Origin of the sequence: Acinetobacter sp. KB005 (assembly GCF_049949095.1) — a bacterium.
Lineage (GTDB): Bacteria > Pseudomonadota > Gammaproteobacteria > Pseudomonadales > Moraxellaceae > Acinetobacter > Acinetobacter calcoaceticus.
Window position 1 is genome coordinate 2,510,677 of sequence record NZ_CP188191.1, and the last position, 15,914, is coordinate 2,526,590.

The 15,914-nt window shown below is 33.9% G+C and carries 14 protein-coding genes and 1 tRNA gene; 3 read left to right on the plus strand and 12 right to left on the minus strand.

Going from position 1 to position 15,914, the window contains the following annotated elements; genetic code table 11:
- Positions 1–21: 21 nt before the first annotated feature.
- Together ACPF64_RS12065 and ACPF64_RS12070 are read right to left on the minus strand one after the other, a co-directional pair.
- The gene (locus ACPF64_RS12065; protein WP_005047522.1) at positions 22–567 is read right to left on the minus strand and encodes a 1-acyl-sn-glycerol-3-phosphate acyltransferase; all 546 of its coding nucleotides are present in this window, start codon (positions 565–567) and stop codon (positions 22–24) included.
- Positions 568–742: 175 nt separating this feature from the next.
- Entirely contained in the window at positions 743–1,315 is a 573-nt protein-coding gene (locus ACPF64_RS12070) for a TetR/AcrR family transcriptional regulator (RefSeq protein ID WP_426453499.1), read from the minus strand.
- A gap of 279 nt (positions 1,316–1,594) precedes the next feature.
- Here ACPF64_RS12070 and ACPF64_RS12075 point away from each other — a divergent pair, with 279 nt between their 5' ends.
- The gene (locus tag ACPF64_RS12075; protein WP_426453501.1) at positions 1,595–2,458 is read left to right on the plus strand and encodes a hypothetical protein; all 864 of its coding nucleotides are present in this window, start codon (positions 1,595–1,597) and stop codon (positions 2,456–2,458) included.
- 187 nt (positions 2,459–2,645) lie between these two features.
- Here the strand turns inward: ACPF64_RS12075 and ACPF64_RS12080 are convergent.
- Together ACPF64_RS12080 and ACPF64_RS12085 are read right to left on the minus strand one after the other, a co-directional pair.
- Positions 2,646–2,722: transfer RNA gene (locus ACPF64_RS12080), tRNA-Ile, on the minus strand.
- 1,289 nt (positions 2,723–4,011) lie between these two features.
- Entirely contained in the window at positions 4,012–4,896 is an 885-nt protein-coding gene (locus tag ACPF64_RS12085; RefSeq protein ID WP_416657661.1) for a LysR family transcriptional regulator, read from the minus strand.
- Between the two features lie 89 nt (positions 4,897–4,985).
- Here ACPF64_RS12085 and ACPF64_RS12090 point away from each other — a divergent pair, with 89 nt between their 5' ends.
- Positions 4,986–5,423: a PACE efflux transporter gene (locus ACPF64_RS12090; protein WP_426453504.1), complete on the plus strand. Its 438-nt coding sequence runs from the start codon at positions 4,986–4,988 to the stop codon at positions 5,421–5,423.
- Between the two features lie 58 nt (positions 5,424–5,481).
- Here ACPF64_RS12090 and ACPF64_RS12095 read toward each other — a convergent pair whose 3' ends face one another.
- The 3 genes from ACPF64_RS12095 to ACPF64_RS12105 all read right to left on the minus strand — a co-directional run bounded on the left by ACPF64_RS12095 (position 5,482) and on the right by ACPF64_RS12105 (position 8,791).
- The gene (locus ACPF64_RS12095; RefSeq protein ID WP_416657663.1) at positions 5,482–6,897 is read right to left on the minus strand and encodes a purine-cytosine permease family protein; all 1,416 of its coding nucleotides are present in this window, start codon (positions 6,895–6,897) and stop codon (positions 5,482–5,484) included.
- Between the two features lie 245 nt (positions 6,898–7,142).
- The gene (locus tag ACPF64_RS12100; RefSeq protein WP_003651360.1) at positions 7,143–7,607 is read right to left on the minus strand and encodes a hypothetical protein; all 465 of its coding nucleotides are present in this window, start codon (positions 7,605–7,607) and stop codon (positions 7,143–7,145) included.
- Positions 7,608–7,861: 254 nt separating this feature from the next.
- Complete coding sequence (locus tag ACPF64_RS12105; protein ID WP_426453506.1) at positions 7,862–8,791, minus strand: DMT family transporter; 930 nt, start codon at positions 8,789–8,791, stop codon at positions 7,862–7,864.
- Between the two features lie 94 nt (positions 8,792–8,885).
- Here ACPF64_RS12105 and ACPF64_RS12110 point away from each other — a divergent pair, with 94 nt between their 5' ends.
- On the plus strand, positions 8,886–9,737 hold the full coding sequence (locus ACPF64_RS12110; protein WP_426453508.1) for a LysR family transcriptional regulator: 852 nt from the start codon (positions 8,886–8,888) through the stop codon (positions 9,735–9,737).
- Positions 9,738–9,828: 91 nt separating this feature from the next.
- Here the strand turns inward: ACPF64_RS12110 and ACPF64_RS12115 are convergent, their stop codons facing one another.
- The 5 genes from ACPF64_RS12115 to ACPF64_RS12135 all read right to left on the minus strand — a co-directional run bounded on the left by ACPF64_RS12115 (position 9,829) and on the right by ACPF64_RS12135 (position 15,851).
- Positions 9,829–10,455: a hypothetical protein gene (locus ACPF64_RS12115; RefSeq protein ID WP_426453511.1), complete on the minus strand. Its 627-nt coding sequence runs from the start codon at positions 10,453–10,455 to the stop codon at positions 9,829–9,831.
- Between the two features lie 95 nt (positions 10,456–10,550).
- On the minus strand, positions 10,551–11,555 hold the full coding sequence (locus tag ACPF64_RS12120) for an AraC family transcriptional regulator (protein ID WP_426453513.1): 1,005 nt from the start codon (positions 11,553–11,555) through the stop codon (positions 10,551–10,553).
- Positions 11,556–11,639: 84 nt separating this feature from the next.
- Entirely contained in the window at positions 11,640–11,819 is a 180-nt protein-coding gene (locus ACPF64_RS12125; protein WP_003651366.1) for a hypothetical protein, read from the minus strand.
- A gap of 559 nt (positions 11,820–12,378) precedes the next feature.
- Positions 12,379–13,398 (minus strand): fimbrial protein, encoded by a 1,020-nt coding sequence (locus ACPF64_RS12130; RefSeq protein WP_348949513.1) that lies wholly within the window; start codon positions 13,396–13,398, stop codon positions 12,379–12,381.
- A complete protein-coding gene (locus ACPF64_RS12135; protein WP_426456142.1) occupies positions 13,395–15,851 on the minus strand; it encodes a fimbria/pilus outer membrane usher protein in 2,457 nt (818 codons plus the stop codon). Before ACPF64_RS12135 ends, ACPF64_RS12130 begins: the two co-directional genes overlap by 4 nt.
- Between the last annotated feature and the right edge of the window lie 63 nt (positions 15,852–15,914).

Consider the following 15,914-nt stretch of genomic DNA (forward strand, 5'->3'; position numbering starts at 1 on the left):
CCGAATCAAGTCCAATTTGAGTTAGTTAATTTTGACGTCTATATCAAATTTCGCATATAGCTCTTTAATTGTTTCCAAATCTTTTTGTAAGTCTGTTGGGTAAATTTTTCCTAGAATTCCGCCTTGTTTACTTCGCGCGTTAGCATACATGAGTACAATGGGAACATTAGCTGCTTTGGCAATATGCCAAAAACCTGTACGGATAGGTTTACGTTCAGAGCCATCTTTGGCACGAGTAGCTTCAGGAGCAATCACCAAGTTAAAAGTTTCATGATTTTGAAATTGTTCAACCATTTGAGAAACAATATCTTTACTCGCTTTGCGGTCAACGGGAATGCCACCAAGTTTTTCTAGAATTGGCTTAAGAGGACCCTTAAAAAGTTCTTTCTTTATTAAAGTATGAATCTTAATGTCTAAAATTTGGAAGAGAGCAATAGATAGCACTGCATCTAGATTTGATGTATGTTCAAAGCCAATAATAACTTGTTTTTTCTCAAGAATTTCGGGATCTACATTATAGGTCCAACCAGCAGCTTTAAAGATAGAGTTACCTAGAAATTTTTTCATAGATCAGTGCAAGGTGATAAATTTTCAGGATTCTAATATGAGTTTGTAAAAAAGCATAGAAAAATTATGAAAGCTAAAGTAGAGCATCAAAAATGAAGATTATCTAAGCTGTAGAAGATTTAAAAAGTTCTTTTTATTTTTCTTTTAAACATAATAAACTTAGATAATTTTAAAATTAAGAGACCTGCTGAGGTATCTCTTCATTAATTAAATATTCAATATATTGCCAAATTTTTTCAGAGTTAATAAGCGCTTTATCTGTTGTTCCATCAATAATCATCCCATCAATAATAGAAATAATGATGTGAGTAAGTGGAGTAGGGTTTTCTATCCCTAATTGAGTGAGCTGTTCTTGTAATAAATGAGTCAACCACTTCGTATATTCGTAAAATGGTTCACGAATTGAAGTATATTGTTTAGATACTTCAATAAATGCTTTTTTAAATAAACATCCATTAAATGTTTCACTATTGATCCATTCAATATACCAATTAAAAATAATATGAATTTTCTCAAGCGGGGTAGCATCTTGACGTAAACTTAGTTGTTCATTAATTGAATTTTGAATATTTAAATTTCGATGTTGCAAACATTCCATAATTAAATTTTCTTTCGAAGGAAAATATTTATAAAATGTCATCTTTGCAACATTAGATTCAGCAATAATACGGTCAACACCAGTAGCATTGTATCCAATCTGATTAAATAAATTTAAAGCAGTATTTATAATATCTTCTTTTTTTGACATTACTATTCCATATAGTTAGAACTAATTATAACTTAATCTAAAAAATTAAAATTTTAATATGAATTATCATAATAAAAAAAGGGATTAGATACAAGTTTATATTGTGATAATGATTATCATTATCTGAGTTTTCTTTGAAAATTTCTATTTGATTTCGTACGATTTTAATTCTAATATTGATTGATAAAGGAACATATTTAAATATTAATTTAAGTCATTGTTTTTATAATAAAATATGTAAAAATCGATCAGGCTTCAATAAGTTTAATGAGAGTGGATATGCCTAAGAAATTTGAGAATTTTAATAATCCTAGAAAGAAAGCACTCGCAGGGATGAAGCAAAGCATTTCAGCTGAACTATGGGAAAAAAATTCAGACTTTTTGTCCCGTTTAAGAGCAAAAATCGCTAACCATGCCGTGTCAAATCATCCAGCAATTGATATTTTAAATAACGGAAAAATTAATAAAGAAAATTTAAAAAAAATTCACTTAGAATATCGTCATGCAATTGTGCAAACTTTTACTGATGCACTGCTTATGGCCCAATTTCAAACTAAACAATTAGAGCCAAGATTGCATGCTGGCGCAAAAATGTTTCCACGTTTTCTTTTAAGCCTAAATATTTTTGATGAGTTTGGATTTCGACCCGGTTTAGACAAAGATGGTTATTATCAGGGAAACCCAGAATATGCTCACTATCCTTTATTTGAAGATGTATTAAATGATTTTGGTATTACGGGAGAAGATCGTCTGACTTATCAACCAAGTGACATTGCAGATCAAGTTAGAGTATTTTTAGAAAATGCTTATCATGACTATAAAGCTGTTTCAGCTTTATTAGCAGTCGCTGAAGAAGAGGTTATCCTTTACAGTCCACCTTTACGTAAAGCAACTAAAGCCGTAGGTTTGGAGGTGGAGGGCGGTGGTTATTATCATGTACATGGTATTTCTGAGGATGAGAGTGCCGAAGCTGCGGATGATGATCATGAAGAAGATTTATGGTATGTCTTGATGCAAGCTTGTACAGAAGAAGATTATAACTATATTGAAAAGATATGCTTAGAGTATTGTGATTTATGGGAAAAGTTCTGGGATGTTCAATTAGAACATTCCGAACCTATGCGGAAACAAATCTTAGCTTAATAGATGAAGTAGAAATATTCAGTGCACAAAGAAAAATTATTTTAAAAAAGCTGAAAAGTTTGGGAATAAAAATAAATTTTAAAATTTGATAATTAAATTTTAAGTATTGTTTATAACGGCGAACCAAATTCTATTTGAATACATATTAAAAAACCCCATAAACTTTTAATTTATGAGGTTTGGTATTTGGTGGGCCCACACAGACTTGAACTGTGGACCAACGGATTATGAGTCCGCTGCTCTAACCAACTGAGCTATAGGCCCTATAAGCAAGAAAAGCTTTTAAACTCAAGGCTTTTCAGTGCGTGCAATACTAATCAATTTTTTAATTAAACACAAGTCATTTTCTAAAGTTGGCGTATAGTAGCCCAAAAAATATTGTGTTGTTTTGGTTAAATATTACAAGCGATAGTGATTCTAGCGTATGAGTACTTCGCGAGTAAAGCGAACTAAGTTATTTATCGATCAATTAGAACTTATTCCAGCCAGCAACTTATAGTGGTAGAGGCTTAATTGTCTTTTCGATTCGAATTATTAATTCTTTCAAAATATATATTGTTTAAAATTCAACCAAGTTGTGGGAGGTTATTTGAATAATACTGACAAGAATAAGTTAGATAAGTTTACCGAAAAATAGTAGAGCATAAGCTGATTTGTGCATATATGTATCGCGTGCAATTTATAAATTTTCGATCGAAAATTATTTTAATAATAGCTATGAGAGTGTTTTGAATAAAACTAATTCATAAAATTATATTTATAGAGTCAATTACTTCTTATCAAAGTCAAGTCTATATCTCCCTAATAGGATTTATTCTTTGGAATTTGATGAAAAACTGTCATAAATATATTGATGATGAGTAAATTTTCTTCTAAGTAATCTAAGTCAGGATACATAATTAATATTCAAAAAGTTAAGAATAAAAAATGATAATAGTTATAGGATTAATTTTTTAGAACTTGTAAAGGACTTGTCCTTTGATTTTTGTAAGTCTGGATATAATCGAAACATTACTTATAAAATATTGAGAGTCAAAGTATTTCAAAATAAATAAGCTAATATAAGATGGATATAGCTTTAAAGATAAAAAGCGAAAAGAGAAAAGAGAAAAGAGAAAAGAGATGAATAAATTCGAGCTTATTTTTAAAATTAAGCAATTTATCTCATTTTATTAAAAAAAATAGAACTTTTAAGTGTAAAAGTTGGAAATTTTTATCATTGAAATTTCTTTCTTTTTCTAATGTGTTTTCTATATAAAACTTAAAGTGTGATTGTTTTCACATGGAATACAAATGATTGTATTTTATTAATTTTATTCTTGACTAAAATGCTAGGTTTTAATAAAGTAAAAATGTATTTTTCCAAAATAAAAAACTATTGCTTAGTCCTGAAATACAGTAAGAAGCCTGCTTTTTAAGTAGGCTTCTTGTTTTGTATAACATTGACGGAAACAGGGCCTGAACAATAAGGTAAATCTTTAAAGCAAGCATATTTAATTTGAAGTAAAACTATAAAAAGAAATCAGATGTACTCAGAACTAAAGTATAAGAAATTATAAATTTTCTTGAATAATTTGGATGAGTTCTCGAGCCGCTTTAGATAATGGGCGGTCTTGAAGCCAAATTAAATAAATGGATAGAGGTAAATGATTTTTGGTATTTTTAAAATCTAAAAGAACTAAATGACCTTGATCGATTTTTTCTTGTACTAATGATAAAGGGAAATTTCCCCAGCCGAGTCCTGCTTCAACCATATTAATTGCTGTTTGTAGACTATTCGTTTTCCAGTACATTGCACCAATAATTGAACGAGAATCTGTCATTTCATGGTCACTACTCGCTACTACAATTTGCCTAATATTGATTAACTCTTCAATAGAAAACGGCTTTGTTTTTTCTTGTAGAAGACTATGACTAGACGAAATAGTGGCAACTACTGTTTCAGTCATTACCAATTGCAGATTTTCACGCATTTTTATATTTAGGTCTGACCCTGCTAAGCAAAGACTAATTTCTTCCGTATAAAGTAAATTGACGATGTCATCTTGAGGGGCAGTAATAACTTCTATATTAAGTAATGGGAATTTATCGGCTAATTTTTTTATTGAATAGAATAATAATTTGGTATTTACATCAGAGACAACACCAATACGTAATTTACTTTCAAGGCCTAAAGAAAGTTCATGGGCATGAGTACTAAATAGCCTAAGCTGTTCAGAAATAATGCGAGCCTGTGGTTCTAAGGCCAATGCTATAGAGGTTGGAATGACCTTTCGATGGGTTCGTTCAAATAAGATATAACCCAATTCTGCTTCCAAATTAGCAATGGCCATGCTGACTGCTGAGGGGACCCGATTTAGTTTACGAGCGGCCGCAGAGAAAGATCCCGTATCTAGTACGGTGATGAAGAGTTCAATATTTTCACTGTTAAAATTCATTTTGATATCAGTCAAACTGAAAGCTATTAACTTTATATATGATTTTAACTGAAATTAAAATATAAAGAATTAAGCAGAGTTTATTGATTATGCAAGGTGTAAAGCGTCGAATCGTATATGTTTCTTCTTATGAAGTGATCGGAATGATTATTTCATCAGTAGGATTAGCTATCTTGGTCGGTGATAGTGTGGAACATACTGGGCCTCTATCTGTCATGATTACGACCATCGCTGTAACTTGGAATTTTATTTACAATGTTTTATATGAGAAGTGGGAAGCTAGGCAAAGTAGTAATGTTCGTACAATTAAGCGTAGAGTTGGACATGCTATTGGTTTCCAGCTTACCTTAGTCCTATTTTTAATACCGCTTATTTCATGGTGGATGGATATTTCTCTGATTGCTGCTTTTTGGTTAGATGTAGCTTTTATTATCATTATTCCCATCTACACTTTTATCTTTAATTGGGGCTTTGATAAATTATTTGGGCTACCTATTTCAGCACAGGGTAAAGCATTACAAGAATAGCTTTTTATCAATCTCAATAAGATATCAAAGTCATACTTTGATATCTTATGTTTGGGCTTTACTTAACTTGTTCGAGAGGTAACTGTTTTACAAACTTTAGTTGAGCCCTTTTAGCAAAAAAATAGTAGATCAAAGCTGTAGAGATAAGTCCCACTAGCCATGATAGATCTATGCCTCCCAACATTGCCGCGATTTGACCTGTATAGAATTTACTATCAATGAATGGTAGTTGAATTAAAATACCTAAAAAGTAGCAAGTAATACCGATTCGATTCCAGCGGCCATACTTGCCATTTGGGTCATATAGCGCATCTACATCACATTCTTCTTTAGAGATAAAGTAGTAATCAACCAGATTAATTGCGCTCCATGGAATAAAAAAAGTAAGTAAAAACAAAATAAATGCTTTAAAAGCACTTAAGAAAGTGTGCTCGCCAATAATTGCTATAAAGGTCGAGATCACGACCATAGCAAGGACAATGAGCAATCTTGTTATTTTTGAGATTTGATTTGTCGATTTGAAACTGTTCCAAACCGTAGCAACACACATAAAACTACCGTAAGCATTTAAGGTCGTCAGAGTAACTTTGCCAAAAGCAATACTAAAATATAAGAAGGTAACAACTAAGGCGATGGGGTTCATTCCAACTACATATTGAACCTCATTTCCAACAAAATTCCCGTTTGCAACCTGAGCAATCAAAACACCTAAGCTCATGGAAATTTGTGAACCCACTAAAGAACCTAAGCCAACGGCCCAGAAAACGCGAGATGAAGACGTTTTAGTTGGAAGATAACGAGAGTAGTCTGCAACATAAGGTCCAAAAGAGATTTGCCAAGAAGCAGAAAGTGAAACTGCTAACAAAAATGAAGACCAACTAAAATGACGCACTGCTAAGAGTTCAGAAAAATCAGAAAGAGCTAAAATTTGAGTCAGAATAATAACAAAAGCAATCAAGCCAATAATACTGGCTACTTTGCCTACCACATGAATTAAGCGATATCCAATTGTTGCAAATAAGATAATAAAGCAAGCATAAATTAAGATGCCAGTTGTATTGCTGACATGTGCTAGATGTGCAATTGCTTTACCTGCGAGTACCTCACCAGTTGCAGTAAACCCCAGATACATCAGACAAACGAGTATGATTGGAATACATGCACCATATACCCCAAATTGGACACGACTTGAAATCATTTGGGGAAGCCCAAGTTTTGGACCTTGGGCAGCATGTAGTGCCATAACGGCAGCACCAAAACATTGTCCCACGAATAAACCAATAATAGACCAAAAAACATCACCACCTAATACAACTGCTAGAGCACCCGTCACAATGGCCGTGATTTGTAAATTGGCACCAAACCAGAGGGTGAATTGAGCAAATACTCCGCCATGTCTTTCATTCTCTGGAATAAAATCAATGCTTCGGTTTTCAATAAAACTGTTATTTGGTGTCTCAGCCGATGAGTCCATTACACTCTCCTTGTCCTTTAAGAGTCCACTCTATTTTTATTAAGTCTGCATTTGTATAAACAAATACAAACATGTATATACAAGCAATTTTAAAAAGAATCAAATACTTTTTAAGGGTGTAGAACCTAAAAGTGGCTTAAATATTTCATAGATAAATAGAAAAATAATTAGACTGATATTATTTTTAATAGATTTAAATGATAGAAAAATAATATATAAAAAAGCCCTCTATTGAGGGCCTGACTTTATACATTAGTGTCTAAGATAGCTTGAAAAAAAGTTGGAAGTTCAGAAAATTGGACGAGTTGAGTTTTATCTTCTTGTTTATAATAATACTGATAGTTTGGAGCTTCTGAATGATTATCTAGATATTGAGTTGCATCGGTAAATTGTGCTTTTGCAACTGGTTTATCTTTTTTAAATTTCACAATAATAGGATTTACTGAATTTAATTTTACCGGTACACCATTCTCAAATTTAGCAGTTTCAATTAATAAAGAAATTTTAAAATTTCCGAATGTTACACAACAGTGGCCTCCATTTTCTGTTTTAATTTCTTGATCATGAAAAAGCTCTTTAAATAAATTCTTTAAAGATTCTCTATGCTTATCTAAAGCAATCTGAAAATCATGATCTTGTTGTCCAATTTTTTCTTGCTCTTCTTGCAGCAATTGGGCTTGCTTTTCAATGGTGGTGAAATCCAGCTTCATTTTAATATCTCCTTAGGTTGTTTTAAAACTATATATGGCAATCTTTTATTAAGTTTTAAAGAAACATATATTATTTGTTACAACGCAATAATTAAGATGAGCTTTTGTGATAAATAATTGAAAATGTAAAAATATATTTTTAAAAATAAAACTTATAAAATTAAAGAGTTTATTAAGTAAATATTTTTTCTATTTTTTATTTGAAAATGCTGCTACATGATAAACATATGATTTTTAATGTAGCAGCATATTTCCTATTTTGTACAATGTTTTACTATAAGTGGCGTGCCTTTAATTTTAAAAAAACCTCCGCTACTCATTACACCAAACATCACTAAAGCTGTTCCTATCAATTGCCAGATATTGAGAGACTGCCCTGTAAGTAGGGCGATGAGCATACTAAATACTGGTACAAAGTTAAAAAAGACGGAAGCACGCCCGGCTCCTAACTTTTGTATTCCATTAAACCAGAATAAATAAGCAATCATTGTAGAGCAGATAATGACATAACCCATGGCCAGATGTGCATTCACAGGCGCAGAAGTGATGGCTGTAAGAGGATCTTCAAATATCATACTTAACACGCCAAGTGTTATTGCCCCGAACATCATAGAAAAAGTCGTTGTTTCTAAAGGCGTGGCATTTTTTACATAGCGGCGAGATAGAACGTTTGCTAAGCAAAATCCAAAAGCCCCTAATAATATAAATAGATCTCCAATGTCTATTTTCAGGTGAAGTAAAGTTGTTATATGCCCCTGACTAATGACGAGTAACACACCACTTAAGCCGAATAAAACACCTAAAAATTTACTAGGGGTAAGTTTTTCACCGTCCAAAATAATTGTCATTAATAAGGTCATCAACGGTGTGGTTGCCATAATTAAAGCACCATTCACGGCAGATGTAGTCTGTAAGCCATAAAAACAACCTATGTTGAATCCTGCAATGCCGACAACCCCAATAATAAGATAGATAAATAAATTTTGACTTAAGGCTGCCCATCTTAGTTTGCCTGTTATTGAAAAGATCAGAAGTAAGCCTAGGCTTGCAATTGAAAACCGTTCAGATGCGGCAGATAGCGGAGACATATGTTGAATAATATAAGACATTGCATTAAATGCTGATCCCCAAAAAAACATCGTTAATACAACACCAGCATAGGCATAAGCCACCGTTCTGTTCATCGACAGGCTCCCACTAAGAAAGGTTTTATTCTGGGCAATTATATAAAGGTGTACAATTCCGTATTAATACACTTCTAATGTGAAAATTTGCACAATGATTGATTGGGAAAATTTACATTACTTTTCAGTTTTTACCGAAGAGAAGTCACTGTCAGCTGCCGCAAGAAAGTTGGGGGTAGACCATGCAACTGTATCCAGAAGAATTGCTCAACTAGAACAAAATTTAAAACTCAAATTAGTTGATCGTAGACCACGCACATACATACTTACCCCAGATGGGGAACGTCTTGCACAAGCAGTTGCTCGTATGATGGAAGAAACGTTTTCTATTGAACGTTTAACTCAAGCTGGTCAGCAAGAAGTGATGGGTAGTGTTTCTATTAGTATGCCTCCTTTAACGGCTGCGCATCTCATCATGCCTCATCTGGGGAGATTTTATCGACATTATCCCCAATTAAAATTACGTGTACTCGGTGATGTTCATTATGTTTCTTTACAGCATAGTGAGGCTGATATTGCTGTACGATTTGGACGTCCTAAAGATGAAAACTTAGTTGCTCGTAAAGTCGGCGAAATTCCTTTTGGGATATACGCTGCTCCAAATTATTTAGCTTCAACTGATTCTGAAAGTTATGAATGGATCAGCGTAGAAGTCGGAGGTGTACATGGTCAAAAACAGCAGAAGTTAAAAGAAAGATTAGGGAATAAAGAACCTATAATGGTTACAAATCATCCTGAGCTTCAGTGGAGAGCCGCATGTGGAGAAGCTGGGTTAGCTGTGTTACCTGATTTTTTAGGCACATTGAGTAATTTGGTAAGATTGCAAGATGATCATCCTATGAGTGCTGAAATCTGGTTGGTAACCCATGAAGATCTACGACATAGTCCTGCAATACGTGTAGTAATGGATTTTCTGGTGAGTTGTTTCGAGTCTTTTAGAACTTAAACTTAGTTAGTTAAATACTAACTTTTAGACGTCTGTTTAAAGAAGCTGCCATTTTTCCGCAGCTTCTTTTGAGTTTGGTTAGATCAATACGCTAGGTTAGACTAACTTCTATGCCTTCACGTAAATTAGATTGATCTTGACGAGAGTTTAAATCAATTTTGGCAAAAGACTTAGCAAGTAAACGTCTAGCAGCTGAATTAATAGGTTTTTCTACCCATTTAGGTAATTTTATCCCTAAAGGATTAGTTTCGGTTTTAGATACTTCGGTGGTTACTCTTGTTCCCATAATATAGTCAAACCAAGGTCTGGTAACGCACCAATTAGCATTCTGATTACTTGTCATATGGTGATCATAATGCCAAGGAATACGTTTTTTTGCATATTCTGGATCTAAATGAGATTTAGCATGTACACGCCAATAATTCCATAAACCATAATAGAGTCCAGCTGTAAAAGAAGGAGCTACAGGTAAAAAAATGGTAGCAGCACCTGCTAATCCAATTAAGGCTGTTTTTTCATTATAAATTTCAGCATTTTTAAGCATAGACTCGGCATAGCCTTCATCATGGAAGCCATTTAAACGGGCACGTTTATGATGTGCGATATGGGTGAAAAATGGACTATTACGATACTGGCTTGGAAACTCATGCAGCCAAATTTTATGAAAGTACCATTCCAAGCCATTGGCTACAAAAACACCTATAGGGAATCCAAGCATATTGGTCACTTCTTCTTTTACAATTTAAAGCCATTTTAAAAGAAGAATGTTTTATCCCTTTGACCTAATAGGCAGTAGACCAATTGCCTTTAAAATCAATTTGATTGTTTTTGTTTGCGTTGTCGATAAGCACTGGGAGTTTCATTGGTCCACCGTTTGAATGCACGTGTGAACGCAGAGGGCTCTGAAAAACCGGTTAAATAAACAATTTGATCAATAGTTTCTTGTGTATTAGCAAGCAAACGTCTGGCAAGTTTTTCTCGATGTTGATTTAGAATCTTTTCATAATTTGTATTAATAGCTTGCAAATCAGCGCGAAGAGTACGAGGGTTGCGGTTTAATTGTTCTGCAATCAATTTTTGATCAAATTGCCCAGATTCAAATAATCCATTACTAAGCAAACGTTCAATTGCATGAATGAGTTGATGCTTTTCTAATGTTAATAGCTGTTGTTCCGCAAGAGTTTCATGGATTTTTAATAATTCTGGCTCAGCAGCTGGCGAGGTTTTATTTAATAGTACACTAGGAAAAACTATAGCACCTTTTATTTGGCCTAAAATGACAGGGCATTCCCACATCTCTTGATAAGTTTCAGCCGAGGCACCTTGTTGGTAAGGTAGAGTAATATGACTAGGTCTGAACTCATTATTAGTAATATATTTAAAAAAATTAAGGAAAATACCAATCCCACATTCTAGATAATGTCTTACGGGATGCTCAAAACCCGATAATATTGCTTGATCTTCATTAATGGTTAAGGAAAGGCTAAATACATCTGTAAGTAGGGCTTGATATCTTATAGCGCGCTGCAATCCTTCACCAAATGTAGAGCTGCTCAAAAATAGATATTCAATGACCAAACCCCGGAAAGGCAGCATTTGCTTACCTACGTGTAAGCCAATATCAGGATCTTGGCTGATTTCTTCAGCAGCTGTCCAAAAACGATGTTGGGTAGAATTATCTCTACGAATATTTTTATCGGGTGGTTGATTAGGCAAATTTACACTTGCAAAAATAGATGCTGCATCTAAGCCCATCTTTTGCATAGTCTCGTAAGTCATCCATAAAAAAATTCCAGCGTCTGAAGAATTTTTAGACATAATTTGATGACAACCCTATAAACTATAGCGCATATTCAATCATGATTTTATTGCTGATTCTATATCTCAGAAACTTATATTAGTTTAATGATCAGGAAAGAAACCCGCATCTTCACGTGCTTGTTTTAAAGCTAAGATAAAAGAGGTTAATAAAAGCAAACCTATAAAAAAAAGAAAAAGATCGATGTTACTAATCGCAAAACCTATACTCGTAGCGCCTAGACTTAGTAATAAGATACATAATATTTTCCAAAAAATGAGCATGTTACGTTCTGATAAAAAGTCTAAAGATATTATTGGCAATTGAAGGAGATTTCTAAATTTATTTATGTTTTTTTTATTATAAATTATGTAATTCTGTAAAATTTAATTTTTTGATGATTTTAATATAACTACATGAAATTAAATTGATTTTTAATTTATTCGACTTGACGGGTGTCTTTTTAATTATTCTTAAAATTAAGTTTTTATTAATTAATAGAATGATAATTCTTTAGAAACACTATAAAATAGCGATTATAAATTAAATTTATTTTTTAATTTATTTAAAACAATATGTTATGATGATTTTTTAAATTTTTGTTAAAAAAAAGACTTGATCTTTAAGCCGAATTTTGAAATTATACCCATGCAAATTGTGATCTATTTCCCACAATTTGTATTTCAGGTTAAGTGGTTATCACTAATGCTCATTTGCTATTTTTGCTTATGAGCATTTTTTTATGTGATTTTTTAATAGAACTACAAAGTTTGAAAAATTAGTTTTTTGAGTTCTCTTGGTAGCATTGAGCTTATTTGTTTTTAGTAATTTTATAGAGAATAGTTAATCATATTGAATCGTCACCGTCGCTGTGGCTTTAACCTCACCTGCGGTTACATTGGTGGCAGTCTGATAGTAACGAGCAGTTAAAGGTATATCATATTCAACAGTTTGGTTGGAACTCACCATACCTATATTTAGTTTGCTTGCTTTTTGAATCGGCTGATTTGCTCCATTCATATTCCATAACAGTTCGACACCCACACCGTTGGCTTTGATTGAATTCGCGGCACTGTTGTTAATCACCTGATTATTGGAGGTATCAGAATTATAATCAAAACTTAAGCTGATCGTATTGCTCGTAGCGATACCAGAGTTGTTTTCGCCACCATTACATAAGATCGATAAATTAAAATTCTGTTCCCCTTGGGTTGACCCGATCGCTCTAAAGCCTGATTTCATCACGGTTGGAAGTTGAACGGGTGAATCTACACCATTTTGAATTTCACAAGATGAAGACGCAATAAGAATAGGGGTATTACTTAATACGGTAGTAGTTAAAAATGGGCGGTTCTGTTGTCCTGATACGTAATAGGTACTGTAACGGCCTGCGACTAGTGCTCCGGAGCCTGTTGTCATGGCAGTTTTAATAACTTCCATAACAAAATACCCAGGGGAAAGTGTATATGTTTGATTGGGTGTTAATGTACGTCTATAGGGATAATATCCTGAAAAATCTGAAGCATCGGCAGCTTCGCGATAAAGTCGAATACCAATACCTGGAATATTGGTAGCATAAACATTATTCCCTATAGGACTAATTGGATAATTTAAGGGGAGAGCTGCAATAATTTGATCACTCGCTCGATTACAAGTTGCAGTCGAATTATTAGGAGATACTGTAAAAGTATTCTTTTGTAAGATCGTTCCTATAGGATCATTTGGTTTTACTACGATTTTACCTATATTCATCGGAATATCGACGGTAGTAAATCCTTTACTTAAATTACAATTTGCATTTGTATGGCTATAAGCAAATATACTCACTGCCAAAAATCCAATTTTTTTTAAAATATTATTCATTTACAGACTGCCTTTGTCATAATAATTGGTTGGTTGTTATGCTTTATTTGATCCGCTATATCGTATTCAATTTCACATTTTTCAGTACTCGTATTTCCCCATTTCACATATAAACGGTCATGGGTTAAGGGGGTTCGTAAATAAATGCGACTGCCTTGCGCGACAATACCTATTACTTCGTTATTCTGGTTGTACACTTGTGCGGCAAAAGGTAGATGTGAGCCATCTAATGTTGTTGTACTAATAAAAAGTGCATAACCTTTTTTTGTTGAGAATTGAACTTTAGTGATCGAACCTGCATAAGGGGCAATCCGTAAACTGCTCTCACCAAGTTCAACTTGTGTGGACATATCTTGTGGATCAAGACTGATGTCATTCATACGGTAAGGCGTAACATACGGAATAACGGCATATCCATTTTTGTTAATACTGAGCCCTGGTGTATTACCGACTTGTGCTCCCGTAGCATCCGGTGCATACACCAGCACCATGGTTTGAGCCTGATCTGGCCCAAACAGAATTCCTTGGGAATGTGCAACAACATTGCCACTGAAGTTAAGCATTTCTTGTTGGTATGAATCTGCGTGACTTAATGAAGCACCAAGTGTTGTATAGTTTGTTTTATAGGTACCATTAATATTCAGGTTGGTTTGACCATGATCCTGATTAGAAATTGATGCGCCGTAGTTTAAGCGACTTCCTGTAAAGCCACTGAAACTTAAAGTCTGGCTGTCCTCACCAATAACACTATTAAAAGTCAGAGAATTTTTCTTAAAATCTAATGGAAAAGATAAAGAAGCAAGGTACTGCGTATCTTGACCTGTACGATTGCTGCCTTCATTAATCTCGCTGCTAATTGCGGATAAACTATAAGTTAAATCTTTAAATTGATTGCTATAACCTAATTGGAACTGTTTATTGGTCGTGGGTTGATTCCAATAGTTTGTCCATGAACCCACTAAATAAAAATTTCCCCATTGCTTTGGAAGAACTTGATTTAAAGTAATCTGGAATTCACTTTTTTGTTTTCCTACGGAAAAGCTATCAATATTTTGTTGTTGTAAATCTTGAATTAAAATTGCATCACGCAATTTGAGGTAGTTCTCTGTTGAATAGCGATAAGTAGCTAATGTTAAATTAGTATTTGTTGGAGAAAATAGTCTACTGTAACTTAAACGATAACTTTGCCCTGTCATTTTAGATTGATGATCAAACTCAGCTTTTGATTGAGTGGCATCAAAAGAGACAGCTCCAATTGGTGTTGAAAAAGCTGTACCTAGTAATAACGAGAGATATTGCTGGGTCGCTTGAACCGCACTGTAAGTTGTGAGGTAATTATTAATTCCCCGTTGATACTTACCCTGTATCAGCCATGGAGTTAGGCTAAGGTTTGAATCTCGAAACTGCCCTAAAGTAAAAGAGTATCGACTCATTTGAGGGCGTAGCATTTCGACGACAGAAGCATAGGGAATAGAGAATTTTTGAACTATTCCATTAGATTCAATTACCGAAACTTGTAGCTCACCTCCAAACCCCGTTGGGTAAAGATCATTAATTTCAAAGTTTCCGGGTGGTACCGTTGTCTGATAAATTAAATTGCCTTGTTGCCTAACCTCGACTTTCGCATTGGTTTTTGCATAACCTCTCACTCTGGGAGCGTAACCGAGCATACTGTTTGGAAGCATTCGGTCATCACTTGAAATATTTACGCCCCGATACGGTAAAGAGTCGATAAAATCACTATTAGTAAAATAATCGCCTAAAGTCACAACGCCATGAATTTTCGGAAACGCTTTTTGTATATATGTATTCGTTGAAGTATAAGAAGAATTATCAGTTTGAAAATCAGTATGGTCTTGCCATTTCCATTGTCCATTATGGCGAAATTGCCAACTCGCTAAATTTGCTCCAAGATTAGTCCCCATAAAAGCATATGTACTTTCATGTTGTTCGTTAACTATCCGATAAGCAGTTGCGTTATATGTCAAAAAAGCTGCATTAATACCTCGATCCCAAAAATGTGGGTCGATATAGCCTTGTGCATTTTTTTCTAATGTGGCTTGGGGGATAGAAATATCAATTCTTAAACGAGAGCTGTCAAATAAATAAAAAGCATTATCTATCCAAGTCCCAAGTGTGTCACAAGAAAGAGATGATGTATGAGAATGTTGGCTAAGCACCTCAGCTTTTACGCCATATTCTAGTAACATGGCTTCTGTGAAACAGGTTTCGGCATTTGCATTGGGAGTGTGTGCGTTAAAGCGCATACGTCGTTTACCCAGCCATTGACCATTAATATAGACATCTAAGCTATATTCACCAGCTAAGATGGGGTTTCCATATTTGAAACGACCAATATCAATTTTTTGCGCATTACCTACTAAAAAATTACTATCAAACTCTGCTTTTGAGAAACCTGAAACATCGGTACTATTTTCGGCATATGCAGCCAAAGGCATAAATACCGCAATACTTGAGGCCACATAACAAGTAAAAGAGCTTTTTAAACATATATA